Origin of the sequence: Stappia sp. (assembly GCF_048261845.1) — a bacterium.
Taxonomy (GTDB): domain Bacteria; phylum Pseudomonadota; class Alphaproteobacteria; order Rhizobiales; family Stappiaceae; genus Stappia.
This window is the reverse complement of sequence record NZ_JBLXFR010000021.1, coordinates 32092-58234: the sequence shown is the minus strand read 5'-3', so window position 1 is coordinate 58234 and position 26143 is coordinate 32092. Positions and strand designations below refer to the sequence as shown.

At 64.9% G+C, this 26143-nt stretch carries 23 protein-coding genes and 1 other RNA gene; 17 read left to right on the top strand and 7 right to left on the bottom strand.

Annotated features, from left to right (window positions below; all coding sequences use genetic code 11):
* Positions 1 to 11: 11 nt before the first annotated feature.
* Complete coding sequence (locus ACN0T5_RS10890; protein WP_417768655.1) at positions 12 to 761, bottom strand: 3-deoxy-manno-octulosonate cytidylyltransferase; 750 nt, start codon at positions 759 to 761, stop codon at positions 12 to 14.
* A gap of 204 nt (positions 762 to 965) precedes the next feature.
* Between ACN0T5_RS10890 and ACN0T5_RS10885 the strand changes: the two genes are divergently transcribed.
* From ACN0T5_RS10885 to ACN0T5_RS10850, 8 genes are all read left to right on the top strand, one after another.
* Entirely contained in the window at positions 966 to 1607 is a 642-nt protein-coding gene (locus ACN0T5_RS10885) for a c-type cytochrome (protein WP_417768654.1), read from the top strand.
* A 431-nt stretch (positions 1608 to 2038) separates the two neighbouring features.
* The gene (locus tag ACN0T5_RS10880; RefSeq protein WP_417768653.1) at positions 2039 to 3340 is read left to right on the top strand and encodes a diguanylate cyclase; all 1302 of its coding nucleotides are present in this window, start codon (positions 2039 to 2041) and stop codon (positions 3338 to 3340) included.
* A gap of 310 nt (positions 3341 to 3650) precedes the next feature.
* Positions 3651 to 5468: an extracellular solute-binding protein gene (locus tag ACN0T5_RS10875; RefSeq protein WP_417768669.1), complete on the top strand. Its 1818-nt coding sequence runs from the start codon at positions 3651 to 3653 to the stop codon at positions 5466 to 5468.
* The gene (locus ACN0T5_RS10870; RefSeq protein ID WP_417768652.1) at positions 5465 to 7363 is read left to right on the top strand and encodes an extracellular solute-binding protein; all 1899 of its coding nucleotides are present in this window, start codon (positions 5465 to 5467) and stop codon (positions 7361 to 7363) included. Before ACN0T5_RS10875 ends, ACN0T5_RS10870 begins: the two co-directional genes overlap by 4 nt.
* Before the next feature lie 83 nt (positions 7364 to 7446).
* Entirely contained in the window at positions 7447 to 8553 is a 1107-nt protein-coding gene (locus tag ACN0T5_RS10865) for a microcin C ABC transporter permease YejB (protein ID WP_417768651.1), read from the top strand.
* A 1-nt stretch (position 8554) separates the two neighbouring features.
* On the top strand, positions 8555 to 9721 hold the full coding sequence (locus ACN0T5_RS10860) for an ABC transporter permease (RefSeq protein ID WP_417768650.1): 1167 nt from the start codon (positions 8555 to 8557) through the stop codon (positions 9719 to 9721).
* Positions 9722 to 9740: 19 nt separating this feature from the next.
* Positions 9741 to 11372: an ABC transporter ATP-binding protein gene (locus ACN0T5_RS10855; RefSeq protein ID WP_417768668.1), complete on the top strand. Its 1632-nt coding sequence runs from the start codon at positions 9741 to 9743 to the stop codon at positions 11370 to 11372.
* A 57-nt stretch (positions 11373 to 11429) separates the two neighbouring features.
* A complete protein-coding gene (locus ACN0T5_RS10850; protein ID WP_417768649.1) occupies positions 11430 to 12263 on the top strand; it encodes a hypothetical protein in 834 nt (277 codons plus the stop codon).
* Positions 12264 to 12348: 85 nt separating this feature from the next.
* Here ACN0T5_RS10850 and ACN0T5_RS10845 read toward each other — a convergent pair whose 3' ends face one another.
* The 6 genes from ACN0T5_RS10845 to ACN0T5_RS10820 all read right to left on the bottom strand — a co-directional run bounded on the left by ACN0T5_RS10845 (position 12349) and on the right by ACN0T5_RS10820 (position 18559).
* Positions 12349 to 13572: a lytic murein transglycosylase gene (locus ACN0T5_RS10845; protein WP_417768648.1), complete on the bottom strand. Its 1224-nt coding sequence runs from the start codon at positions 13570 to 13572 to the stop codon at positions 12349 to 12351.
* 89 nt (positions 13573 to 13661) lie between these two features.
* Positions 13662 to 14270 (bottom strand): recombination mediator RecR, encoded by a 609-nt coding sequence (recR, locus tag ACN0T5_RS10840; RefSeq protein ID WP_417768647.1) that lies wholly within the window; start codon positions 14268 to 14270, stop codon positions 13662 to 13664.
* A gap of 4 nt (positions 14271 to 14274) precedes the next feature.
* Positions 14275 to 14595 carry a YbaB/EbfC family nucleoid-associated protein gene (locus tag ACN0T5_RS10835; protein WP_417768646.1) on the bottom strand — a complete coding sequence of 107 codons (321 nt, stop codon included), beginning with the start codon at positions 14593 to 14595 and terminating at the stop codon, positions 14275 to 14277.
* Positions 14596 to 14684: 89 nt separating this feature from the next.
* Positions 14685 to 16604, bottom strand: coding sequence for a DNA polymerase III subunit gamma/tau (locus ACN0T5_RS10830; RefSeq protein WP_417768645.1), 1920 nt, complete (start codon positions 16602 to 16604; stop codon positions 14685 to 14687).
* A gap of 151 nt (positions 16605 to 16755) precedes the next feature.
* Positions 16756 to 16853: signal recognition particle sRNA small type (gene ffs / locus ACN0T5_RS10825), an RNA gene on the bottom strand.
* A gap of 65 nt (positions 16854 to 16918) precedes the next feature.
* Positions 16919 to 18559, bottom strand: a complete 1641-nt coding sequence (locus ACN0T5_RS10820) for an acyl-CoA synthetase (protein ID WP_417768667.1) — start codon at positions 18557 to 18559, stop codon at positions 16919 to 16921.
* 212 nt (positions 18560 to 18771) lie between these two features.
* Here ACN0T5_RS10820 and ACN0T5_RS10815 point away from each other — a divergent pair, with 212 nt between their 5' ends.
* From ACN0T5_RS10815 to ACN0T5_RS10775, 9 genes are all read left to right on the top strand, one after another.
* Positions 18772 to 19191 carry an HIT domain-containing protein gene (locus tag ACN0T5_RS10815; protein WP_417768644.1) on the top strand — a complete coding sequence of 140 codons (420 nt, stop codon included), beginning with the start codon at positions 18772 to 18774 and terminating at the stop codon, positions 19189 to 19191.
* Positions 19192 to 19268: 77 nt separating this feature from the next.
* Entirely contained in the window at positions 19269 to 20216 is a 948-nt protein-coding gene (nudC, locus tag ACN0T5_RS10810) for an NAD(+) diphosphatase (RefSeq protein ID WP_417768643.1), read from the top strand.
* Entirely contained in the window at positions 20213 to 20818 is a 606-nt protein-coding gene (locus ACN0T5_RS10805) for a histidine phosphatase family protein (RefSeq protein ID WP_417768642.1), read from the top strand. The genes nudC and ACN0T5_RS10805 overlap by 4 nt, the downstream gene beginning before the upstream one ends.
* 100 nt (positions 20819 to 20918) lie before the next feature.
* A complete protein-coding gene (locus tag ACN0T5_RS10800) occupies positions 20919 to 21578 on the top strand; it encodes a sulfate transporter family protein (RefSeq protein ID WP_417768641.1) in 660 nt (219 codons plus the stop codon).
* A 196-nt stretch (positions 21579 to 21774) separates the two neighbouring features.
* Positions 21775 to 22158 (top strand): succinate dehydrogenase, cytochrome b556 subunit, encoded by a 384-nt coding sequence (gene sdhC / locus ACN0T5_RS10795; RefSeq protein WP_417768640.1) that lies wholly within the window; start codon positions 21775 to 21777, stop codon positions 22156 to 22158.
* Between the two features lie 13 nt (positions 22159 to 22171).
* Complete coding sequence (gene sdhD, locus ACN0T5_RS10790; protein WP_417768639.1) at positions 22172 to 22555, top strand: succinate dehydrogenase, hydrophobic membrane anchor protein; 384 nt, start codon at positions 22172 to 22174, stop codon at positions 22553 to 22555.
* Between the two features lie 4 nt (positions 22556 to 22559).
* Positions 22560 to 24389: a succinate dehydrogenase flavoprotein subunit gene (gene sdhA / locus ACN0T5_RS10785; protein ID WP_417768638.1), complete on the top strand. Its 1830-nt coding sequence runs from the start codon at positions 22560 to 22562 to the stop codon at positions 24387 to 24389.
* Positions 24390 to 24427: 38 nt separating this feature from the next.
* On the top strand, positions 24428 to 25273 hold the full coding sequence (locus tag ACN0T5_RS10780; RefSeq protein ID WP_417768637.1) for an FkbM family methyltransferase: 846 nt from the start codon (positions 24428 to 24430) through the stop codon (positions 25271 to 25273).
* A 69-nt stretch (positions 25274 to 25342) separates the two neighbouring features.
* Positions 25343 to 26125 carry a succinate dehydrogenase iron-sulfur subunit gene (locus ACN0T5_RS10775; protein WP_306028124.1) on the top strand — a complete coding sequence of 261 codons (783 nt, stop codon included), beginning with the start codon at positions 25343 to 25345 and terminating at the stop codon, positions 26123 to 26125.
* Positions 26126 to 26143 lie beyond the last annotated feature (18 nt).

Below are 26143 nucleotides of genomic sequence, written 5' to 3'. Positions count from 1 at the left end.
GGACCGGTTGTTCAGCTGGTGTTGACGTTGCGCCGCGAGAGGACCGTCCGAACGGCCTGCAGATCCTGGGGCGTGTTGACGTCCATGGGGACGCTGTCGATGAGGCCGATGTCGATGCGCATCCCGGCTTCAAGCGCGCGCAACTGCTCGAGGCTCTCGCGCTTTTCCAGCGTCGAGGGGGGAAGCGAGACGAACCGGTCGAGTGCGCTGCGTCGATAAGCGTAAAGGCCGATATGCTGGTAGAGCGGGCCGGGGCCGGAGGGCGCTGTCGCCCTGGTGAAATAAAGGGCCCGCAGGCAGCGCTCCGACACCGGCGTGCCCACCGCCTTGACGGCACCGGGATCGTCGCGCAGCGCCGCGTTGCGAATTTCGGTCGCGATCGTACCGATGTCGACGGCCGGATCCGCCAGCGGGTCGAACGCGGCCCGGATCGCGCTTCGCTCGATCAGCGGCACGTCGCCCTGCAGATTGAGAATGACGTCGTATTTCCGGTCCGGATCGATTGCCTCGGCCGCGGCGCGGACGCGGTCGGACCCGCTTGGCAGGTCAGGGTCGGTCAGCACGGCAGTCCCGCCCGCCGCCTCGACTGCCGCCTTGATGCGCAGATCGTCGCAGGCAACCACCACCGGTCCGATTCCGGCCGCCTCGCCGCGTTCCATGACATGCACGATCATCGGTTTACCGGCAATGTCGGCAAGCGGCTTGTCGGGCAGGCGCGTGGACGCCATGCGCGCCGGAATGACGACGAGTGCAGGCCTCACGGGCGTTCTTCCGGCCGCTGTGGTCCGGGATTGGACGCTGCGGTGCGGCATGCGGTGATTTGTATCATGGATTGCTCTTTTATACCTATGGACACGAGCGTCAAAAACTTTGTAGTTTCCGGCAACTTTTTCACCACGCGCCGTGTTGCGCGGGGCCGGTTCGCATTGGCCTCGTCGTAACCGAGGGAGTTGGAGCCAGCGGGAATGAATTCTGCCAAGCTAAATATGGTCGCCGGCGCCGTCCTGTCCGTCCTTCTGGTGACGATGGGTCTCGGTATCGTTTCGGACATCATCTTCCATGCGGAAGATCCTGCGATCCCGGGCTATGAGATCGTTGTCGCCGATGCGGGCAGCTCGGATGCCCCGGCGAAGGAAGCCCCGCAGGTCGAGCCGATCGCGGTTCGCCTGGCAAGCGCCTCTGCGGAGAACGGCGAAAAGCTGACGCGCGCCTGCGCGGCGTGCCACGACTTCTCGCAAGGCGGGGCCAACAAGGTCGGCCCGGCTCTGTGGGACGTGCTCGGTCGCGCTCCCGGCTCGCATGAAGGCTTCCGCTATTCCGGCGCCATGCAGGAATACGGTCAGTCCGCAGGCGCCTGGGATTACGAGAACCTGGATGCCTTTCTCGCGGCCCCCAAGACGGTCGTGTCGGGCACATCGATGGGATACGCGGGCATGAAGAAGCCCGCCGATCGCGCCGACCTGGTCGCCTATCTCCGCACCCTGGCTGAAAGCCCGATGGCATTGCCCGAGGCGCCGGCCGCCGAGACTGAAGCGCCGGCCGAGGCGCCTGCTGCCGAGGCCGAAACGCCGGCCGCCGAGCCCGAGGCACCGGCCGCCAATCAATAGCGGCTCCGCTGGAGCGCTGATGTCGGACATGAAGGCCGGGCTCTTTGCCCGGCCTTTTTGCATGCGGCTTGCGTCCTGCCGTGTGTAAACCGGATCGCAAGTTGTTTGCCCTAGCGTCAAGTTGCCGAAGTTCGAAGCAGGACTGATTCTGCCTCCGCCCCGGACACCGATTGGCTTGTTGGTTTGCTGGAGAGTTGGGGTAGAATTGACGGTATCGGCTCCCCGGGGTTTGGCGGGGGGACTTGGTAATTTTCGGGGGCGGCGGCTGCGCTCCCGAAAGATGGTTCGCAGCATGGCGCAAGGAAGCGCCGGCCGCATGCGCCTCACCGAATGCACGAGGACAGATGACGCAGACGTCGACGGGAAAGGAATTGGCGCATATCCGGTGGCGACACCGGGCGGTTGCTGCCGCCGTTTTGCTGGTGGTTTGCGTGTTCGGCATCGCAGTGACCGGCTATATTTCCGTCCTGCTCACCGAGAATGCACGCAAGCGCGTTCAAAACGAGACGCTGGCGCGCCTGTCCGAGGCGCGCGCGCGCCTTGAAGGCGACATCGGAGCCACCCTTTACATCTCGCAGGGCCTCGTAAGCTTCACGGCAATCAACAGTGATCTGACACAGCGCCAGTTTCGCCGTTTCGCCGAGGAGATTTCGTCGGTCAACAGCCATATCAAGCTGATCGCGTTGGCTCCCGACAACATCGTCAAATATGTTTATCCGTTGATTGGCAACCTGCGCGCCCTGGGACTCGATTACCGGACGAATGAAGCTCAATGGCCGGTGGTGAAGCGGGTCATGGATGAACGCCGAACGATCGTCGCGGGGCCTGTGAACCTCGTGCAGGGCGGGCAGGCGCTGATTGCGCGTTCGCCGGTGCTCATTCCCGTCGATGACAGCGAAAGCTCGCTGGAGCGCCTGTACTGGGGCGTCGCCTCCGTGGTGATCGACATCCAGGCGCTGTTCGCCGATGCCGGGATCCGGCCCGAGGCGAACGGATACTACTTTGCTATTCGCGGTGCCGACGGACTTGGCGCGGATGGCGACATGATCATGGGTGACCCGAAGCTTTTCGAGGAAGACGCGCTCGTGTTGCCCGTCAACCTTCCCAATGGCACCTGGCAGATCGCCAGCCGTCCCGTCTCGGGATGGACCGTCACATCTCCCGAGACGTGGATCGCCCATATTGTCGGGTTCTGCGTGACCTTCGCGATCGGGTCATTGTCGGTGCTTGTCGTGCTTGCCCAGCAGCGCGCCCGTTCCATGGCCTTGCACGATGCGCTTACGGGATTGCCCAACCGGCGGCTGCTGGAGGACCGTCTCGAACAGTTGGCCGCGCTCAGCGAGCGCTCCGGTTTCGGTTTCCAGGTTTTCTTTATCGATCTCAATGCATTCAAGCCGATCAACGATACGTTCGGGCATGCGGTCGGCGACATGGTGCTGAAGGAAATCGGCAACCGGCTGCGGCTTGAAACGCGGGACTCCGACACCATCGCCCGTATCGGGGGGGACGAATTTGTCGTCGTCGTTCCCGGTGTCATCCACCATCCGACAACGACCAGCATCGCCGCGCGCTTGCGGGAAGTGGTGAGCGAGCCGGTGCATGTCGGCGATCATGTCATCGCGATCCGGGCAAGCGTTGGCTGGGCCAACTATCCTGATGATGGAACGACGATACCGGATATTCTCGAAATCGCGGACCGGCGCATGTATCGCGACAAGCTCGCGGCGGCCTGACGGGCCTGTCGGCTTGTTTTTTCGATTAAACTTTTGTCATGAAGCGTTTCGCGCCTGTCAGCATTGCCTCGAACCCCTTAGTATGGGTCTGGAGAGAAATGCGAAGCGGAGGACCGGTTGCCGGCGTCAGCGCCGGTTGACGGTGCTCAGAACCAGACGGAACCGCTCGATCGCCATGATGCAGATCCATCCCACCACAACCGAGGCGCCGGCCCACCTGCGCGCAGTTCGTTCCATCGCGGTCACGGCCGGCGGAAGGCATGCGGGCAGTTCCGGCGCATGGTTTGCGGTCCCGCTTGTGGCGCTGGCGATGCTGCTTGCGGCAATGTCCGCGGGACTTGCCCAGACGGAACCGGAATGGCGGCACGGCGCAGCGCTGAGCGGCGAGCCGAAATATGCGGAAGGCTTCGCCCATTTCGACTACGTCAACCCGGACGCTCCCAAGGGCGGTATCGTGCGGCTGGGCGAATCCTCCGGCTTCGACACGCTCAATCCGGTCCTGCCGAAGGGCAACACGGCGCCCGGTCTCGGGCTGATGTACGATTCCCTGCTCGAGCCGGCGCTCGACGAGATGAACATCAATGCCGAATACGGTCTGATCGCCGAGGCCTTCCGCTATCCCGACGACTATTCCTGGGTGGAGTACCGGCTCAATCCGCAGGCTCGCTGGCATGACGGGACGCCAATCAGCGTCGACGACGTGGTCTGGAGCTTCGGCAAGCTGAAAGAGGTCAATCCCAGCCAGGCCTTCTACTACCGGCACGTGACCAGCGCGGAGCCCATGGGGGACCGCGTCGTGCGCTTTACCTTCGACGCGCCGGGCAATCGCGAGCTTCCCAAGATCGTTGGTCAGTTGATCGTCCTGCCCAAGCACTGGTGGGAGGGCACGGGTGCCGATGGCAAACAGCGCGATATTTCCGGCGCGACGCTGGAGGCGCCGCTCGGATCCGGCCCCTATCGCATCGGTGCGTTCGAGCCCGGTCGTTACATCGAATACGAACGCGTTCCCGACTACTGGGCGAGCCGGCATCCGGTCCGGGTCGGCACCAACAATTTCGACAAGGTGCGCTACGAAAGCTATCGCGACCAGACCGTTCTCCTGCAGGCCTTCAAGGCGGACCAATATGACTTCCGCGCCGAGAACAGCGCCAAGAACTGGGCGACCGGTTATGATTTTCCGGCGGTCAGGGACGGGCGTGTCGTCCTCGAGACCTTCCCGGACAAGGCGCGCGGGATCATGCAGGCGTTCGTCCTGAACCTGCGCCGCGAGCCGTTCTCGGATATTCGCGTCCGGCAGGCGTTCAATCTCGCCTTCGACTTCGAGACGGCCAACAAGACCGTCTTCTTCGATCAGTACAAGCGCATTCCCTCCTATTTCGCCGGAACGGAACTTGCCTCGAGCGGCCTGCCGGAAGGCAAGGAGCTGGAGATCCTGGAAAGCGTCCGCGACCTCGTGCCCGAGCGTGTCTTCACGACACCCTACGAGAACCCGGTCAACGGCGACCCGGCCTCGCTGCGCGACAACCTGCGCAAGGCGGTCGACCTGCTGCGCGAGGCCGGTTACGAACTGCGCGGGCGGCAGATGGTCAACGTGGCGACCGGTGCGCCTCTCGAGATCGAGTTCCTCGGCAATGATCCCAATTCGGAGCGCTATGTCCTGCCCTACGCGCACAATCTTGAGCGTATCGGCATCAAGATGACGCTGCGCACCGTCGATACGCCGCAATACATCAACCGCATTCGCGAGCGCGACTTTGACGTGACAACGCTCGGCTGGGCCCAGTCCCTGTCGCCGGGCAACGAGCAGCGTGACTTCTGGGGCAGCGAGGCCGCGGATCGCCCCCAGTCGCGCAACTATGGCGGCATCAAGGATGCGGGCATCGACGCCTTGATCGAGAAGGTGATTTATGCCGGCGACCGGGACGAACTGGTCGCGGCGACGCGCGCGCTCGACCGGGTGCTGATGGCGCATCACTATGTCGTGCCGCAGTTCTATATCGATGTCGACCGGACCGCTCGATGGGACCGCTTCGGCCATCCGGAGAACATTCCCGAATACACTCACGGGTTTCCGTCCATTTGGTGGTGGGATGAGCAGAAGGCCGAACATGTCGGGGGTCAGGGATGAGTGGAGGCGCCGATCATCCGCTGCTGTCGCGGCTGTGTCCGAGCCGGCGCGAGTTGCTGGTCGGTGTCTCGGCCTTCTCCGCGGCGACACTTCTCCCGCTCCGCTTCGGCCATGCGGAGGAAGCGGTTGATCGCCGACACGGCCTGTCCGTCTTCGGCGATCTGAAATATCCGCAGGACTTCTTCAGTTTCGACTATGTCGATCCGTCGGCCCCGAAGGATGGCCGGATTGCCTTCACCGCTCCATCCTGGGCCTACAACCAGAACCCGCAGACCTTCAACAGCTTCAATACGTTCATTCTCAAGGGCGACGCCCCGCCGCGGATGGAGCTGTGCTTCGACACGCTGATGGTGCGCGCCCTCGACGAGCCGGATGCCGTCTACGGGCTGGTGGCCGAAAGCGTCGAGGTGTCGGAGGACGGCAATGCCTATACGTTCAACCTCAGGCCCGAGGCGCGGTTTCATGACGAAAGTCCGCTGACGGCCGAGGACGTCGCCTTCTCGCTGGCAACGCTGAAGGAGCAGGGGCATCCCTCCATCCGGCAGGTGTTGCGCGAACTGGACGAGGCGCGGGTCGACGGACGTCACAGGGTGACGCTGGTGTTTTCCGGCCGGCAGTCGCGCAAGGTGCCGCTGATTGCCACGGAGATGCCGATCTTCTCCAAGGCCTATTACACCCGCTATGACTTCGGGCAGACGACGCTGACGCCGCCACTGTCGTCCGGCCCGTACAAGGTCGGGCGCCACGAGGTCGGGCGCTATGTCGAATATGAGCGCGTCGCGTCCTGGTGGGGGGCGGATCTGCCCGTCAGCCGTGGCCACTACAATTTCTCCCGCGTGCGGCTGGAGTTCTTCCGCGATCGCCAGGTGGATTTCGAGGCGTTCAAGAAGGGCGTGACGACATTCCGTGAGGAGTTTACGTCACGCACCTGGGCAACGGAGTACAATTTTCCCGCCGTCGAGGACGGCCGCGTCACGCGGGAGGAAATCCCCGATGGCCGGCCCTCGGGCGGCCAGGGCTGGTTCCTGAATACCCGCCGGTCGAAATTCTCCGATCCGCGTATTCGTCAGGCTCTGGGCCTTGCCTTCGATTTCGAATGGACCAACGCTTCGCTGTTCTTCGGGGCCTACAAACGGACCCATTCCTTCTTCCAGAACTCGCAGATGCTTGCCGAGGGCGAGCCGGATGCGGAGGAACTCGCCCTCCTTGCGCCCTGGCGGGGCAAGGTTCCCGATACGGTCTTCGGTCCGGCGATCGTGCCGCCCGTTTCCGATGGCACCGGCCAGGACCGGTCGATGCTGCGGGATGCGGACCGGTTGCTGAGGGAGGCCGGCTGCCGCCGCGACGGGGCAAGGCTGCTGCTGCCGGACGGGACGCCTTTTGCCTTCGAGATCATGTCGAACTCGACCACCTTCGAACGGGTGACCCTTCCCTATATCAATAACCTGAAGCTGCTGGGCATAGAGGTCAGTTTCCGCGTCGTCGACCCGGCGCAATACCAGGCGCGGATCAACAGCCACGACTTTGATGTTGTTTCCCGCCGCTTCAGCATGCAGGCGACGCTGGGCGAGGAGATCCGCCAGTACTGGGGCTCCGAGGCGGCGGACATGTCAGGGTCGAGCAACCTGTCCGGGATCAGGGATCCGGCTGTGGATGCGTTGATCGATGCGATCGTGGTCGCTGACACGCGCCAGCAAATGACGATTGCCGCCCGGGCTCTGGACCGGGTGCTGCGGGCTGGCTACTACTGGGTTCCGCATTGGTACAAGGCGGTTCATACCGTCGCCATGTGGGATGTTTTCGGCAGGCCTGTCGCCGCGCCGGAGCACGGGTTCTCCCCGGAGACACATTGGTGGTTCGACCGGGAAAGCGCCGAACGCATCGGCGTCCAATGACAAGAGCACGCGCGCAGGCAGCGGGCGGGACCGCGACGCGATGATGCAAGTCGCCGTTTCTCGAGAAAAGGATATCTGACACGATGGGCGCCTATATCCTGCGCCGGCTGTTGCTGATCGTGCCGACGCTGGTCGGCATCATGGCCATCAATTTCGTCATCATCCAGTTCGCGCCCGGCGGGCCTGTCGAGCGGGTGATCGCGCAGCTGCAAGGCACCGACGTTTCCGCAACCGCCCGGATTTCCGGCGGAGGAAACGACTTCGCCGGCAGCGGCGCCGATACGAGTGGCGAGGCTGCGGGTGGTTCGAAGTATCGCGGTGCGCAGGGGCTGGACCCGGAATTCATCAAGGATCTCGAACGCCAGTTCGGCTTCGACAAGCCGCCGCTCGAGCGCTTCGCCGGCATGCTGTGGGACTATGCTCGGTTCGATTTCGGCGACAGCTATTTCCGCGACATCGCGGTCCTCGACCTGATCGTCGAGAAGATGCCTGTGTCGATCTCGCTCGGCCTGTGGATGACCTTCATCTCCTACATGATCTCGATCCCGCTCGGCATACGCAAGGCGGTCAGGGACGGTTCGCGTTTCGACGTCTGGACGTCGGCGGTGATCGTCGTCGGCTACGCGATCCCCGGGTTTCTCTTTGCCGTCCTGCTGATCGTGCTCTTTGCCGGCGGCTCGTTCCTCGACTGGTTCCCCTTGCGCGGCCTCACTTCGGAGAACTGGGAGCAACTGTCCTGGCCGGCCCGCATTCTCGACTATTTCTGGCATCTGGCGCTGCCGCTCACCGCGATGGTGCTGTCGGCCTTCGCCACGGTGACGCTGCTGACGAAGAACTCGTTCCTCGACGAGATCCGCAAGCAGTATGTCCAGACGGCCCGGGCCAAGGGGCTGAATGAGCGTCAGGTGCTCTACGGCCACGTCTTCCGAAACGCCATGCTGATCGTCATCGCGGGCTTCCCGGGAGCCTTCATCTCGTCCTTCTTCGCCGGCTCGCTGCTGATCGAGACGATTTTCTCGCTCGACGGTCTCGGCCTGCTCGGCTTCGAGGCGGTGATCAACCGGGACTACGCAGTGGTCTTCGCAACGTTGTATATTTTTTCGCTCATGGGTCTGCTGGTGAACCTGATCTCCGATCTCACCTATACCTGGATCGATCCGCGCATCGACTTCGAAAGCCGGGAGGTTTGAGATGGCGGATCATCCGATAAACGAAACGGGCGGTGTTGCCGAAGGAGCGGGGCCGCATGTGGGCCGGCCGACCGGATTCCTGTCGCCGATCAATCGCCGCCGCCTGACGAATTTCAAGGCGAACCGGCGCGGCTACTGGTCCTTCTGGATCTTCATGGTCCTGTTCGTTCTGTCGCTGCTGGCCGAGCTTCTCGTCAACGACAAGCCCATTGTCGTTGTCTACAAGGGCGAGGTGCTGGCGCCGATCCTGGTCGACTATCCCGAGGAAAAATTCGGTGGCTTCCTTGCTGTGACGGACTACCGCGACCCTTACATCCAGGATGAGATCAACACCAATGGCTGGATGCTCTGGCCACCGGTCCGCTACTCCTATCGCACGGTGAACAACGAGATCCCGGTGCCGGCGCCGGCACCGCCGTCCTGGTTGCTCGACGAGCCGGAACGCTGCAGCCGCTATCCCCTCGGTGCCGACGATCCGAACTGCACGTTTGGCAACTGGAACTGGCTGGGCACGGATGATCAGGGCCGCGACGTGGTTGCACGCCTCGTCTACGGGTTCCGCATCTCGGTCCTGTTTGGCCTTGCGTTGACGATCGCCTCCTCGGTGATCGGCATCGGTGCGGGCGCGGTGCAGGGGTATTACGGCGGCTGGACCGATCTCCTCTTCCAGCGCTTCATCGAGATCTGGACGGCAATCCCCACGCTCTACCTGATCCTGATCGTCTCCTCGGTGCTGATACCCGGCTTCTGGACACTGTTCACGATCCTGCTCGCCTTCTCCTGGGTGGCGCTGGTCGGCGTGGTGCGGGCCGAGTTCCTGCGCGCGCGGAATTTCGAGTATGTGACGGCGGCGCGCGCGCTGGGCGTCGGCAATGCCACGATCATGTGGCGCCACCTCCTGCCCAATGCGATGGTGGCGACGCTGACCTTCATGCCCTTCATCCTGAACGGCTCGATCTCGACGCTGACGGCGCTCGACTTCCTCGGCTTCGGCCTGCCGCCGGGCTCCGCCTCGCTTGGCGAGTTGCTGGCCCAGGGCAAGAACAATCTTCAGGCCCCGTGGCTCGGCATCACCGGCTTCATCGTCATCTCGACCATGCTGAGCCTGCTGATCTTCATCGGCGAGGCGGTGCGCGACGCCTTCGATCCGCGCAAGAGCTTCGCGTGAGGCCCCCATGACGAGCGACATGACATCCACACCGCTGCTTTCCGTTCGCGACCTCTCTGTTGCCTTCACGCAGAACGGGGTCACCCAGACAGCGGTCGATCGGGTCTCCTTCGACATTGTCCGGGGCGAGACCGTCGCGCTGGTCGGCGAGAGCGGGTCGGGGAAATCGGTCTCGGCGCTCTCCGCCGTGCGGCTGCTGCCCTATCCGGCGGCTTCGCATCCGACCGGCGAGATCCTGTTCAAGGGTGAGAATGTCCTGACTGCGGGCGAGGCGGCGCTGCGCCGCATTCGCGGCAACGAGATCTCGATGATCTTCCAGGAGCCGATGACGTCGCTCAACCCGCTGCACGCGGTGGAAAAGCAGGTCGCCGAGGTGTTGAAGCTGCATCGCGGCATGGGTGAGACGGCGGCGCGCAAGCGCGTGGTGCAATTGCTCGACCAGGTCGGCATCCGCGATCCGGAAAGCCGTCTGCAGAGCTATCCGCATCAGCTCTCCGGCGGCCAGCGCCAGCGCGTCATGATTGCGATGGCACTGGCGAACGAGCCGGACCTTCTCATCGCCGACGAGCCGACCACCGCGCTCGACGTCACCGTTCAGGCGCAGATCCTCAAGCTGCTGAAGGACCTGCAGCGAGACACCGGCATGGCGATGCTGTTCATCACCCACGACCTCGGCATCGTTCGCAAGGTGGCCGACCGCGTCTGTGTGATGACCGGAGGCAGGATCGTCGAGAGCGGACCCGTCGCGCAGGTCTTCGAGAACCCGCAGCACGATTACACGCGTCACCTGATCGAGGCCGAACCGAAGGGCAAGCCGCCCGTGACCGACGACCGCCGTCCGATTGTTGTCGAGGCGAAGGACGTCAAGGTGTGGTTTCCGGTCAGGCGGGGTTTCCTGCGACGGACCGTCGACCACATCAAGGCGGTCGACGGCATCGATGTCACCGTGCGTGAAGGCCAGACGCTCGGTATTGTCGGCGAGAGCGGGTCCGGCAAGACGACGCTCGGCCTCGCCCTGCTCCGGATGATCTCCTCAACGGGCAAGATCCGTTTCGGCGCGCGCGACATCGACACCCTGTCCTGGAAGGACATGCGTCCGCTGCGCCGTGACATGCAGGTGGTGTTCCAGGACCCGTTCGGCTCGCTCTCCCCGCGCATGTCGGTGGCCGACATTGTCGGCGAGGGGCTGGCTGTCCACTTCCCGGGGATCTCGGCGGACGAGCGCGACGCCAAGGTGGCGGCCGCCCTTGTCGAGGTCGGCCTCGACGAGAACACCCGCTTCCGCTATCCGCACGAGTTCTCCGGCGGCCAGCGCCAGCGCATCTCGATCGCTCGCGCCATGGTGTTGCAGCCGAAATTCGTCATGCTCGACGAGCCGACCTCGGCGCTCGACATGAGCGTGCAGGCGCAGGTGGTCGATCTCCTGCGAGATCTGCAGAAGCGCCACGGCCTGGCCTATCTCTTCATCTCGCATGACCTGAAGGTCGTTCGCGCGCTCGCCAATGAGGTGGTCGTCATGCGTGCCGGCAAGGTGGTGGAGGCAGGTTCTGCGGCCGATATCTTCGACGCGCCGAAGACCGACTACACGAAGGCACTGATGGCCGCCGCCTTCCACCTGGAGACGGCGGAGACGGACGTGGTCAGTGAGTAGGAACAGGAAACCGGGGAAATTGGCATGATCGCGGGATGGGACGCGACGAGGCGCCTGATGCTGGGTGCTGTCTGGATGGTGTTGCTCGCCGGTGTTCTGGCCGTGCCGGGAGCTCTGGCCGCCGATGGCGCGGGCAAGAAAAAGACGGGTCAAAGCGCCGTCGACATCATATTGCGCCTGACCCGTGCGGGCTATCCGGCAAGCTGGGAGAATGTCCGGCGGGTCATTGAGGGAGACCTGGTGCTTCCGTCCGAGCGCAAGACCTCCTCATCCACCTCGGGGGGAAAGACGGCGGGGTCCGGGGCCGATACAAGGAGCCGGAAGCCCGCTCAGAAGGCGAAGCCCTCCAACACGAAGCGCAATGCGACCAGTAGCAGGCCCGCGTCGGAACCGCGGATGAAACTCGGTCGTACCCGCGAGCGGAGGAACCGCGATTCCGGCTGGAAGAGCTACTACGTCGTGATCTGGGGAGCACGCGACAGCATCCGCCCCGGAAGTCTCTATCCCGAGCGAAGCCAGACCCCGGTCGCCAAGCGCCGTCGCGTGGACCAGTACCTGCTGTTCGAGCAGACCCGCGTGCGCCGTCCGGGGAAGTCGCGCTGGCATGCCTGTCACAACGTCAAGGCCGGGTTGACGGTGGATGAATACCGCGTGAAACGCTCGAGCTTCCAGCGGCACCGGCAGCGGTTGAAGCGGCACCTTGAGCGCACTGGCGGCATTCGGGGCGAGGTGGTCTTTGCCGGAAAGCTGGCCGCGAAGAAGCGCGCGCGCCGTCTTGCCAACGACCTGCGCCGCAAGAGAGGGGACCGCTATTCGGTGATGAGTGTCGCCAACAAACCTTCGCTGCCACCACGCTGCGGCACATTTCTCAAGCGCCGCCTGACCAGGTAGCAACGTGCCGTCCGGCGCGTGGCGTGCGAGCACGTCATCTCCACTGGCTCCGGGGCTGTTTTCTCACGCTCTCCTCGCGCCGGATCTACTCCAGCCAGCAGGTGGCGCGACGGCCGGCCTTTTCCTGTTCGAGCCCGAGGGTGCGCCGCGTCTTGAAGCCGATCAGCCCGTCGGCGCCGCCCACATCGTGGCCCTTCCCTTCAAGCGTCATCTGCAACTGGCGCACCGCGCCGCGCGAGCGCGTTTTCACGTCCTTCCAGCCCTGCACGAAGCCTGAATTGCTGCCGTAGCGGTCGGCGAGATGTCCGACGAAGAGCGCGTAGACGTCGGACTCGTTATAGGCCTTGAGCACGTAGAAATTGTCGGTGGCGATGAAGGCCGGGCCGTTGCGTCCCGCCGGCATCAGGAGGAATCCCGGCTGCGGCAGTTCATGCGCGGGGAAGGGGCGATCCTTCACGCGCGTGACGCCCTCCGCCACCCAGGCCGAAATCGGCTGGCCGCGGTCCGGCCCCTCGCGCGAGCAGGAGACGGAGGTTGGCACGACCGCCTCGAAGCCCCAGTCCCGCCCCTTCACCCAGCCGTACCAGGCAAGGTAGTTGGCGATGGAGGCGAGCGTGTCGGGCACCGAGCGCCAGATGTCGCGCTTGCCGTCACCGTCGAAATCGACGGCGAGGCGAAGGAAGCTCGAGGGAAGGAATTGCGGTTGCCCGAGCGCGCCGCCCCAGGAGCTTTTCATCTCGGCCCGGGAAATGTGGCCGTCGGCAAGGATCTGCAGCGCCGCGACCGTCTCCTTTGCAAAGAAGTCGCGCCGGTCGCCCATGAAGGCGCGGGTCGCGAGCGTCCTCAGCGCGTCATGGGGAATGCGCGCCCCGCCATAGCCGGACTCCCTCGCCCAGATCGCCAGAAGGATGCGCGATGGCACGCCGTAGCGGGCCTCGATCCGGGCCAGCGTCGCTTGATGGGTGCGGGCGAGGGCGCGTCCGCGATTGACCAGCGCGTTGAACTGGCTGTCGCGGAAATAGCCGCCCGGCGCGCGGAACTCCGACTGGTAGTTGACGGATGGCGGGCGCGCCGGACCGTCCGGCTCGCCAAGGCCGGGAAGCGAGGTGTCGGGCGAAAGCCCCTTGTGTTCGCGTGCGATCACGGATGCGGGAACACCGGCCTCGCGCGCGGCCGGCACGATGCGGGTCTCCAGGAAGCTTGCGAATTTCGCCTGAAGGCCCTGCTGGGCCGCTGCCGGCAGGCTCGGGAGAGCGAGCGAGGCGGCGGCGAGGGACAGACGGAAGATGAGGGTCAGGGCGCGTTGCATGATGATCCGGTGCGGTTTGCCTTGCACCAGCGAGCCTAGCACGCCCTGTGCCGCGTTTCATTTGCCCGCGCTTGTAGACTGGGAAGGGCTCAGAAAGCGGTGCGGGCCTTCAGCGCCTGGGCAAGCGTTCCCTCGTCGAGATAGTCGAGTTCGCCGCCGACCGGTACGCCATGGGCCAGGCGCGTCACCTTGACATCGAGCCCGCGCAACCGGTCGGTGATGTAATGGGCGGTGGTCTGCCCCTCGACCGTGGCGTTGACGGCGAGCACGATCTCGGTGACCCCGCCCTCGGCCGCCCGCTCGAGCAGCTTGTTGATCGTCAGGTCATCCGGTCCGATGCCGTCGAGCGGCGAAAGCGTCCCGCCGAGCACATGGTAGCGGCAGTTGAGCGCGCCGGCGCGCTCCAGCGCCCACAGGTCGGCAACGTCCTCGACCACCACCACCGTGGCGCCGTCGCGGCGCGTGTCCGCGCAGATCGTGCAAGGGTCGCTGGTGTCGACCGTCCCGCAGGTGGAACAGACGGTGACATGCTCCACCGCCACGCCCATGGCCTGGGCGAGCGGGATCAGCAGCTGATCCTTTTTCTTGATGAGATGGAGCGCCGCACGCCGCGCCGAGCGGGGGCCCAGCCCCGGCAGCTTGGCAAGCAGCTGGATCAGCCGTTCGACCTCGGGTCCGGCGACCGCACGGTTGTTCATCGGATCAGAACGGCAGCTTGAAACCGGCGGGAAGGCCGAGGCCGCCCATCATCTCCTGGGTCTTTTCCTGCAGCATCGCCTCGGCCTTGGCCTTGGCATCCTGATGGGCTGCAAGGATGAGATCCTCGAGGATGTCGACCTCGTCGGCCTTGGCGAGCGAGGGATCTATGCGGATGCCCTTGAGCTCACCCTTGCCGGACATGGTCACGCTGACCATGCCGCCGGCGGCTGCGCCCTCGACCGTGAGCGAGGCGATCTCTTCCTGCAGGGAGCCCATCTGCTCCTGCATCTGCTTCGCCTGCTTCATCATCTTCATAATGTCCATCATGGTCTCCTTGGCGCGTCCGGTCCTCGATGGACAGGACGGTCGGAAAATGGGCGGGCTGGCGGATGGTTCCGGATCCGGCGCCCGCTTCAGATATCGGGATCGGTGTCGTCTTCGACCGGGGCCATGTCAAGGGGCGTGTCTTCAGAAGCGCTGACGCGCACGTCGACAACCTTGGCTCCCGGGAAGGTGGCGAGAAGGGCGGCGACCGCGGGCTCCGCCTTGGCGTCGGAGATGAGCTGGCGCTGCGTCTCCTCGCGTTCCTCGTGAAGCGTCGGGCGCCCTTCCGTCCTCGACACGGTGACGATCCACCGTCTGCCTGTCCATTCGCTCAGCTTGCGGCCCAGGCGCCCGGCAAGGTCGGGATCGGCGTCCCTTACCGGCTGGATCTCTATCCGGCCCGGTTCGAACCGCACCAGCCGCATCTGCCGCTCGATCTCGACCTTGAGGCGAATGTCGCGCTTTTCGGCGGCCAGGGCGGCGCAGTCGGCAAGCGACATCGGGCCGTCATGGGCCGGTTCCTCGGCTTGCGGTCGGGGCGCGAACTGCGCCTGATGGCGCGGCTCGGTCTCGGAGCGGCGCGCGGCCAGGGCGGCACTTCCTGCCAGCGCCTGCAGGCGTGGCGGAGCGCCGGCCGGGGCGGCGGTGCCACCGGCAGGGACCGAAGGCGGGGGGGCAATGGACGGTTCGAACGCGGCTTGCTGTGGAGGGGGAGGAGGCGCGCTTGCCACTGTCCCGCCGGTCGGGGGAGCCTGTGCCGGCAGCGCGGAGGCAAGGGCCTCGCCCTGGCCGGCGCGCAGCAGCTTCAATGCCTCCTCCGGATCGGGCAGGTCGGCGGCATAGGCAAGGCGCACCAGCACCATGTCCGCGGCAAGGTGAGGCTTGGGCGCCGCCTGGACTTCCTCGATGCCTTTCAGCAGGATCTGCCAGGCACGGGACAGGAGGCGCAGCGACAGGCGTCCGGCGAGGTCACGTCCGCGCAGTCGTTCGGTCTCGGTGACGGATGCGTCGTTGCCGGCATCGGGCACGATCTTCAGCCGGGTCACCAGATGGGTGAACTCGGCGAGGTCCGAAAGCACGACGACGGGATCCGCGCCGACATCGTACTGGACCCTGAACTCGGCCATCGCCGCGCCGGCATCGCCGCGCATCAGGTGTTCGAACAGGTCGATGACACGGGCCCTGTCGGCAAGGCCGAGCATGCCGCGCACGGTGTCGGCGGTAATCCCCTCGGCGGCGCCGGGCGCCGTGACGCTGCCATGGGCGATGGCCTGGTCGAGGAGCGAGAGCGAATCGCGGGCCGAACCTTCGCCGGCCCGGGCGACGAGCGCCAGTGCCTCGTCCTCGATCGTGATCCCTTCCGCCGCCGAGATCCGGCGCAGCAGTCCGACCAACTTGTCGGCATCAATCCGGCGCAGGTCGAAACGCTGGCACCTGGAAAGCACCGTGACCGGCACCTTGCGGATTTCGGTCGTGGCGAAGATGAATTTCACATGCTCGGGCGGCTCCTCGAGCGTCTTCAGCAGGCCGTTGAAGGCCGACTTGGACAGCATGTGCACTTCGTCGATGATGTAGACCTTGAAGCGGGCCGAGGCAGGGCGATAGCGCGCCGCCTCGGTGATCTCGCGGATATCGTCGATACCGGTATGCGAGGCGGCGTCCATCTCGATGACGTCGACATGACGCCCGTCCATGATCGCCTCGCAGTGAACGCCGGGGCGGTCGAGATTGACGGTTGGCCGGTCGACCTCGCCCGGAATCTCGTAATTGAGGCCACGGGCGAGAATGCGTGCCGTCGTTGTCTTGCCGACGCCGCGAACGCCGGTCAGCATCCAGGCCTGCGCGATCCGGCCGGTCTCGAACGCGTTGCGCAAGGTCTGGACCATCGGCTCCTGGCCGACGAGATCCTCGAAACTCCTCGGGCGGTACTTGCGCGCAAGAACCCGGTAACCGGGATCGCGTGCGCTTCCGCCGGGGGTATTCGGTGAATTGGGTGTGGAGACGTCCATGCGCCAAGCTTAGCTGTGCGGGCCGGTATTGTTGAGGCCTATTCCGCATGGCGGCGACGATTTCCCCGCCTGCGGCCGGTGCCGGCGCACACTCTTGCCCGGCGCTGCCGACATCGGCCCGCCCGGTAAAACGCAATGACGGAGAAGAAGGGTGGGAGGCTGGCACGGTGACCCGTGCCGCGACTCGTTGGGGCTGCTTCCTTCCGGACCTGACCCGGTTGGCGAGTGGCTCGTCCACCACCAACCTCCCGCGCCCTATATCGTGATTTTCACGGCCCGATGCAAGGAAAAATCCGGAAAAGGCAGATCCCGGCCTAACTGCCGGACCCGGGCTCCGCGGCAGCACGGGCCCGCAGCTCCTTGCGGATGATCTTGCCGGTGGTTGTCATCGGCAGGCTGTCGACAAAGGCGATTTCGCGCGGGTACTCGTGCGCGGCGAGCCGCGACTTGACGAATTCCTGCAACTCCTTCGCCAGCGCCTCCGACGCTGCGTGTCCGTCGGCCAGCACCACATAGGCCTTGACGATCTCGGTGCGCGTCGCGTCCGGCTTGCCGATGACGCCGGCCATGGCGACTGCCTCGTGAGCGATCAGGCAGTCCTCGATCTCGCCCGGACCGATCCGGTACCCCGAAGAGGTTATGACGTCGTCGTCGCGGCCGACGAAGCGCAGCCAGCCATCCGCATCCCTCACGCCCATGTCGCCGGTCAAAAGGTAGTCGCCGGCGAATTTGGCGTCGGTTGCCTCGCGGTTGTTCCAGTAGCCGAGGAACATGACCGGATCGCCGCGCCGGACGCCGATATTGCCCTGGGTTCCGTCCGGCACGGGTCGGCCGTCCCCGTCGACGATGGCGACCGCGTGCCCGGGCGCGGCGCGTCCCATGATGCCCGGCCGCGCCGGCATCAGCGCCGCGCAGGAGGAGACAATCATGTTGCACTCGGTCTGGCCGTAGAATTCGTTGATCGTGACGCCGAACACCCGGCGTCCCCACTCGACGAGTTCGGTCCCGAGCGTTTCGCCGCCGCTGGCGATGGTGCGCATTTGGAGATCGAGGCCGGCCGGCGGATCGCCGGCGGCGCGCATCATCTTCAAGGCCGTCGGCGGAAGGAAGGCGTTGCGCACCCCTTCCTCCGAGATCAGCCGGAAGGCGGCTTCCGCCGTGAATTTCGCAAAGCGGCAGGCGACGACCGTGATGCCGTGATGGAGCGCGGGCATCAGAACGTCGAGGAGGCCGCCGATCCAGGCCCAGTCGGCCGGTGTCCAGATCCGGTCGCCGGGGCGGGGAAACAGGTCATGGCTCATCTCGACGCCGGGCAGGTGACCGAGCAGCACCCGGTGGGCATGCAGCGCGCCTTTCGGTTGGCCGGTGGTTCCCGACGTGTAGATGATGATCGCCGGATCGTCGGCGCCGGTCTCGGCCGGGGTGAACGCCGCCGGAAGCCTCGCGGCCTCGGCATGCAGATCGACGGTCGCGGTGTCGCTCCCGTCGATCCGGTAGACGACCGAGAGCTCCGGCAGCAGCTCACGGATTCCCGCCAGCTTGGCTGCGCCGGCCCTGTTGGTGACCACCGCCTTCGCGCCGGAATTGCCGATCCTGTAGGAAAGCGCTTCCTCGCCGAACAGCATGAAGAGGGGAATGGTGATGGCGCCGAGCTTCAGCACCGCGATATGTGCCGCAGCGGTCTCTTTCGCCTGCGGAAGCAGCACCGCCACGCGGTCGCCGCGCCTGATGCCGTCACGCTCGAAAAGGTTGGCGATCCGGTTCGAAAGCGCCTTGAGCTCGGCGAAGCTGACCGTCTCGCGGGTGCCGTCCTCGGCTATGCACACGAGGGCGGTCCGCTCGGGATCGGTATCCGCCCACTTGTCGCATATGTCGACGCCGATATTGTAGCGCTCAGGTATGTTCCACTCGAAACGGGCGACAAGCTCCTCGTAGGTTTTCGCGTCGGCCAGCATCGTCATTCCCCCCGAACACCCGGATACCGGCTGATCAGTGATCCGGTTCCGTCTTTCGCATGCAATGGGCAGTGGGTGTCGTCAACGGGAAAAGTGCGGTCCGCTCGGGGCTGGCGTCGCCGTTTCCGGGAGTTATAGTGCGCGAGACCGTGACCGATATTCCAGACTTCGCGGCACGGACAGCCCGCGCCAGCCAACCTTCAGAGTGTGCCATGAGTGCCTTTCAGCCAGACCCGCGCCTCGTCGGCGACAGCGTTCCTGTCTGCGACCTTCCGCTGTGTGCCGTCCGGCTGATGCGTGACGGTCGCTTCGACTGGCTGCTGCTTGTCCCGCGCCGGCCGGATCTCGTCGAGATCATCGACCTGGAGGAGGGCGATCAACTGCGCCTGATGCAGGAGATTGCCATTGCGAGCCGCGTTCTGAAAACGGAAACGGGCTGCGACAAGCTCAATGTCGCAGCGCTCGGCAACATGGTGTCCCAGTTGCATGTCCATGTGATCGCCCGCCGGAACGACGATCCTGCCTGGCCCGGACCTGTCTGGGGCGTTGGCCAGGCGACCATCCGCACCGAGACCGGGCAACGGGATCTGGTCGAGCGGTTGGCTGCCGCTTTCTCCCGGGAGACCCGATGACCTGCCTCGCGGACTGACGGCCCCCAGCCTCCAGGATTGCATCCCCTCCTTTGTACAGCCCTGCCAGAAAGCCCTTCATGACCGACCCGCATGCCCTTGGCTTTGCCTATCATGGCAATCCCCTCGACCGTCTCTCGGAGCATCGCGGCGATGATCGCTGGTTCGCCGCGCATCTGGAGAGTGCCGCGGCGCGCTTCGTCTTCCTGTGCGAAGGCCGCCCGCTTGTCGGGATTGCCGGGCATCCCCTGTCCATTCTGCATGGACGCAGTGCCGGAGCCGGGTTCTCGCCGCGCCAGGACGAGGTGGTGCTGCTCGGCTTCGATGCCGAGGGCGCGCCGGTCTTCGCCGTGCCGCTCGATGCGAGCGCCGAGGATGTCGAGGCCGCGGCACCTGCCGGCCTGAAGCTGATCGATATCCGATCGCTTGCCCTGCAGGACGCGCTGGCGCCTGGCCATCTCGGCATTCTGGCGCAGGCGAGCGCGCTTCTTCACTGGCATGCGACGCACCGCCACTGCTCTCGCTGCGGCGCTGCAAGTGTCATGACGCAAGGGGGCTACAGGCGTGATTGCCCCTCCTGCGGCGGCCTGCATTTCCCGCGTACCGATCCGGTCTCCATCATGCTGGTGGCCGACGGGGACGATTGCCTGATGGGTCGTCCGCCGCGTCTTGCCGAGGGGGTGTTCTCCACCCTCGCCGGCTTCATCGAGCCCGGGGAGACGATCGAGGAGGCGGTTCGCCGGGAAGTGTTCGAGGAGGCCGGCATTCACGTTGGCCGCGTCGACTATCACGCGAGCCAGCCCTGGCCGTTTCCGGCTTCGCTGATGATCGGCTGTCACGGGGTCGCGACAAGCCGGGACGTCACCATGGACGAGAGCGAACTGGAGGCCTGTCGCTGGTTCCCGCGCGACGAGGTGCTGGCAATGCTCGAGGACCGTCACCCTGAGGGGCTGAAGGTGCCGCCGCCGCTGTCCATCGCGCATTGGCTGATTCGCAACTGGGCGGAGCGCAGGGGCGTCTTCGAGTGATCCGCCCGGACGGCGACTGCATCTATCTCACCCATCCCCAGGTCGAGATCGATCCGGCCGTGCCCGTGCCCGACTGGGGGCTGTCCGAGGCCGGTTTCCGGCGCGCCCGGGCGGGCACGGTTCTTCCGGTCTTCTCCCGGGTGAGCCACATTGTCTCCAGCGCGGAGCGCAAGGCGCGCCAGACGGCAGAGATCTTTGCCGGCCGTCTCGGCCTGGCGGTCGGCATTGACGAACTCATGCATGAAAACGACCGCGCTTCGACCGGCTTCCTGCCGCCGCCGGAGTTCGAGGCGGTGGCCGACCGCTTCTTTGCCTCTCCTGACGAGAGCGTGCGCGGCTGGGAGAAGGCGCGCGATGCCCAGGCACGCATTGTCGACAGGGTGCGGGTTCACCTCGACGGGATGCCGGCCGGAGAAACAGTGCTTTTCGTTGGCCATGGCGGGGTTGGCACGCTGCTGAAATGCCACGTCGGGGGCTTTGCGATAGATCGCCGGCATGACCAGCCGCCGGGCGGTGGCGGCTGCTTTTTCGTGTTTCCCCGCACCGCGCTCGACGGGCGTTGCGCAGCCGGCCTCGACTGGCGTCCGATTGCCGATTGTTGAGAAGTCCAGCTCGGCCCTGTTCCGGCGTGCTGCCTTGCGGAGTGCCGGTCAGCCACCTACGTGAACCTTGCCTATTCCCTCATCAGGATCGAATCGCCCCATGATTTCAGCCGCCCTGCGCGCCCTTTCCCAGATCTTCGAGCCCGGCCTCAGGGCGATCTTCTGGAAAACGCTCGGCTACACCCTGGTGCTGTTGTTTCTTGTCTGGGCGGCACTGAACGGTGCCGTGGCAACCCTGGTCACCCTGCCGTATCCCTGGCTGGAAACGGCACTCTCCCTGTTGACCGGCATCGGTGCCATCTTCCTGCTCGGCTTCCTGGTGGCGCCGGTCACGGCCATCATCGCCGGCATCCTGCAGGACGAAATTGCCGAGGTGGTGGAGAAGGGGGACTATCCCGCCGATCCGCCCGGTCGGGCGATGCCATTGTCGAAGGCCCTGCCGCAAGCGATCAAGTTCGCCGGCATCGTGATTGCCGGTAACCTCCTGGCACTGCTTCTGCTTCTTGTTCCAGGCATCAACCTGATCGCGTTCTTCGTCGTCAATGGCTACCTGCTCGGTCGCGAGTTTTTCGAGTTCGCGGCAATGCGCTTCCGTTCGCCGCAGGAAGCGCGGGCCCTGCGCCGCACCCATTCGGGAACCGTGTTCATGGGTGGCCTCGTGATCGCCGGTTTCCTGGCAGTGCCGCTGCTGAACCTGCTGACGCCGATTTTCGCCACCGTCATGATGGTGCACCTGCACAAGCGTCTTACCTATAGGTAAGGGGCGGCTCTGCTTTGGCCGTCCTGCCGGCCTCCGGCGGCGACAAAAAGACTCCATCAGCTTCTCCGACAGGATATTTTGACGTTCCCGTCCGATGGGTTTAGAAGGCGGGTACACAAGGCCCTGATTTAGCTAACGTTTACGTAAGCGTAAGCCGATGAGGGAGACGGGAGAAGAGTCCATGTCGGATGTCGGGATGAAAAACAGCCGGCCCCTTTCGCCGCATCTCCAGATCTATAAACCCATCCTCACAATGGTCATGTCGATCCTGCACCGGATCACCGGCGCGGCGCTGTATTTCGGCACGATCCTCGTTGCCTGGTGGCTTGTCGCCGCGGCGGCAGGTCCCGAGTATTTCGAGTTCGTCAACGAGATCTACGGATCGATCCTCGGGCGTCTCGTCCTGTTCGGCTTCACCTGGGCACTGGTCCATCACATGCTTGGCGGCATGCGGCATTTCATCTGGGACATGGGGCATGGCTTCGGAACGGAGGCCCGCGAGGGGCTCGCCCGCGCGACGATCATCGGTTCCGTTGTCCTGACGATCCTGCTCTGGGTCGTCGGCTACGTCGTTCGCTGAGGGAGGCACCACCATGACTGATATGCGTACCCCGCTTTCCCGCGTTCGCGGTCTGGGTTCGGCAAAGGACGGCACCACCCATTTCTGGCGCCAGCGCGTCACGGCTGTCGCCAATGTCTTCCTGATCTCTTTCTTCGTGATTCTCGTCGTCGCCCTGCAGGGTGACGACCATGCATCGGTGCTGAGCGCGCTCGCCAACCCGCTGGTCGCGATCCTGATGCTGCTGGTGATCCTGTCTGGCGTCTATCACATGAAGCTCGGCATGCAGGTGATCATCGAGGACTACCTTCACGGCGAGGCACTGAAGCTGCTGGCGCTGATGGGCAACACCTTCTTCTCGGTATTCGTCGGCCTCGCGTCGGTCTTTGCCGTTCTCAAGATCAGCTTCGGAGGCTGAAAACATGGCAGGACAAGCCTATTCCTTTGTCGATCACCGCTATGACGTGGTGGTCGTGGGGGCCGGCGGCGCGGGCCTGAGGGCAACGCTCGGCATGGCCGAGCAGGGTCTGCGGACCGCCTGCATCTCCAAGGTCTTCCCGACCCGCTCGCATACGGTGGCGGCGCAGGGCGGCATTGCCGCAAGCCTGCAGAACATGACGCCCGACTGCTGGCAGTGGCACATGTACGATACCGTCAAGGGCTCCGACTGGCTCGGCGATACCGACGCGATGGAATATCTCGCCCGCGAGGCGCCCAAGGCGGTCTACGAGCTGGAGCATTACGGCGTGCCCTTTTCGCGCACCGAGGATGGCCGCATCTACCAGCGCCCCTTCGGCGGCCACATGCAGAACTATGGCGACGGCCCTCCGGTGCAGCGCACCTGTGCTGCCGCCGACCGCACCGGCCACGCCATCCTGCACACGCTCTACGGCCAGTCGCTCCGGCACAATGCCGAGTTCTTCATCGAGTATTTCGCGCTCGACCTGATCATGTCCGAGGACGGCGTCTGCCAGGGCGTCATCGCCTGGAACCTCGATGACGGAACCATCCACCGCTTTTCCGCCAAGATGGTCGTCCTGGCGACCGGCGGCTATGGCCGCGCCTATTTCTCGGCAACCTCCGCCCATACCTGCACCGGCGACGGCGGTGGCATGGTCGCGCGCGCCGGCCTGCCGCTTCAGGACATGGAGTTCGTCCAGTTCCACCCGACCGGCATCTATGGCGCCGGTTGCCTCATCACCGAGGGCGCGCGCGGCGAGGGCGGCTATCTGGTCAATTCCGAGGGCGAGCGCTTCATGGAGCGCTATGCGCCCTCGGCCAAGGATCTTGCCTCGCGCGACGTCGTCTCGCGCTGCATGACGATGGAAATCCGTGACGGCCGGGGTGTCGGCAAGAACAAGGATCACATCTTCCTGCATCTCGATCACCTCGATCCGGACATCCTCGCAGAGCGCCTGCCGGGCATTTCCGAATCGGCGAAGATCTTCGCCGGCGTCGATGTGACCAAGGAACCGATCCCGGTCCTGCCGACAGTCCACTACAACATGGGCGGCGTTCCGACCAACTACTGGGGCGAGGTGCTCAATCCGACCAAGGATGATCCGAGTGCGATCCAGCCGGGCCTGATGGCCGTCGGCGAGGCGGGTTGCGCCTCCGTGCATGGCGCCAACCGCCTCGGCTCCAACTCGCTGATCGATCTTGTGGTCTTCGGCCGTGCCGCCGCGATCAGGGCGGGTGAGGTCATCGACCGCAAGTCCGCCGTGCCGACGCCGAACGAGGCGAGCTGCGAGAAGATCATGGCGCGCTTCGACAGGCTCCGTCATGCAGACGGTTCCACGCCGACGGCGCAGCTGCGCGAGAAGATGCAGCGCGCCATGCAGGAGGACGCGGCCGTCTTCCGGACCCAGGAGAGCCTGGAACAGGGGTGCCAGCGCATTTCCGCGATCTGGGGTGAGCTTGCCGATCTCAAGGTGAGCGACCGTTCGATGATCTGGAACTCCGATCTGGTCGAGACGCTGGAGCTTGAAAACCTGATGGCCAATGCCATCACCACGGTTTACGGCGCCGAGGCGCGCAAGGAGAGCCGCGGGGCGCATGCGCGCGAGGACTTCAAGGACGGCCCGCTGGGCGGTCGTGACGACGACAACTGGCGCAAGCACACGCTTGCCTGGGTTGCCGAGGACGGAACGACGACGCTGGGCTACCGCCCGGTCGTCACCGATCCGCTGACGACCTTCGAGGAAGGCGGCATCGACCCGAAGAAGATCGCGCCGAAGGCGCGCGTCTACTGAGGTCGGGGCGCGGCTGATTGCAGGAACCGGTTCGGGACATGGCGGCGACAGGGATCGCGATCGACACGACCTCGCCCTTCGGCACCTATGGTGCCGAGGGTCTGGCAAGGCTTGCCTGGTCGCTTGCCGATCGTCACGAGCTTGCGCCGCGCTTGCGAAAGGGCCTGAGGGGAACCGCGGCGCGGCTTTTCTCGGGGCCGTTCGACATCGAGGCCGAGGGCATTCGCTTTCGCCTCTATCCCGGCTCGAACTATGATGATCGCAAGATCATGGCCAGGCGACGCCTGCCGGAACGCGCCGAGCATGACATGCTCGCGCGGTATCTGGTCGAGGGGGCCGTCTTCGTCGACATCGGGGCGAATATCGGCAGTTATGCGCTCAAGGCAGCCCGGAGGGGCGCACGGGTGCTTGCGGTCGAGGCCAATCCGGCGACCGCAGGGCGGCTGGCCTTCAACATCGCCGCCAACAGTCTCGACGAGATTGTTGTCGCCACGGTTGCCGTCGGGGATGCGCCGGGAACAATGCAACTGTGGAGCGAGCCGACGAACTGCGGTTTCGCGACACTGGTCGAGGACCTGACCACGGGCGAATGGGCCGGTGACTGGTCGTCGCGCACCGTCACGGTGCATCCGCTCTCGAGCCTTCTTGCCTCACACGGGATCGAGCGTGTCAATGTGCTCAAGGTCGATGTGGAAGGCTTCGAGGATCGGGTGCTACTGCCATATCTGCGGGATTGCGATCCTGCCCGGCTGCCCCGGGCGGTGCTGATCGAGACGAATTGCCGGGAGCACTGGGCGCGGGACTGCCTCGCTGTTCTTGCCGGCCTTGGCTACGCCGTCGAAGGCGAGACGAAGGACAATACGCTTTTCGGGCGGGCCGCCTGAAAGGCTGAATGCAAACCGAAAATGAAGGGCCTGCCCTTGCGGACGGGCCAGAACGCGGAGCGACGAGATATGGTACAGCTGACGCTTCCCAAGAATTCCCAGGTCGCGGAAGGCAAGGTCTGGGACAAGCCGGCCGGCGCCAAGCACCTGCACGAGTTCCGCATCTACCGCTGGAACCCGGATGACGGCCGCAACCCGCGGGTCGATACCTACTTCATCGACAGCGATGATTGCGGGCCGATGGTTCTCGACGGGCTCATCTATATCAAGGACAAGATCGATCCGACGCTGACCTTCCGCCGCTCCTGCCGCGAGGGCATTTGCGGGTCCTGCGCGATGAACATCGACGGGACCAACACGCTCGCCTGCACCCGGGGCATGGAGGAAATCGGCGAGAAACCGGTGAAGATCTATCCTTTGCCGCACATGCCGGTGGTCAAGGATCTGGTTCCCGACCTGACGCGCTTCTATGCCCAGCACCGTTCGATCGAACCCTGGCTGCAGACGACGACGCCGGCACCCGAGAAGGAATGGCGCCAGAGCCATGAGGACCGCGCCAAGCTCGACGGCCTCTACGAGTGCATCCTGTGCGCCTGTTGCTCCACGTCTTGCCCGAGCTACTGGTGGAACGGCGACCGCTATCTCGGTCCGGCCGTCCTGTTGCAGGCCTATCGCTGGCTGATCGACAGCCGCGACGAAGCGACCGGCGAGCGTCTCGACAATCTCGAGGACCCGTTCCGCCTCTACCGCTGCCACACGATCATGAACTGCAGCCAGGCCTGCCCGAAGGGGCTCAACCCTGCCAAGGCGATTGCCGAAATCAAGAAGATGATGGTCGAGCGTCGCTACTGACCGGCCTTCCGGCCGGTC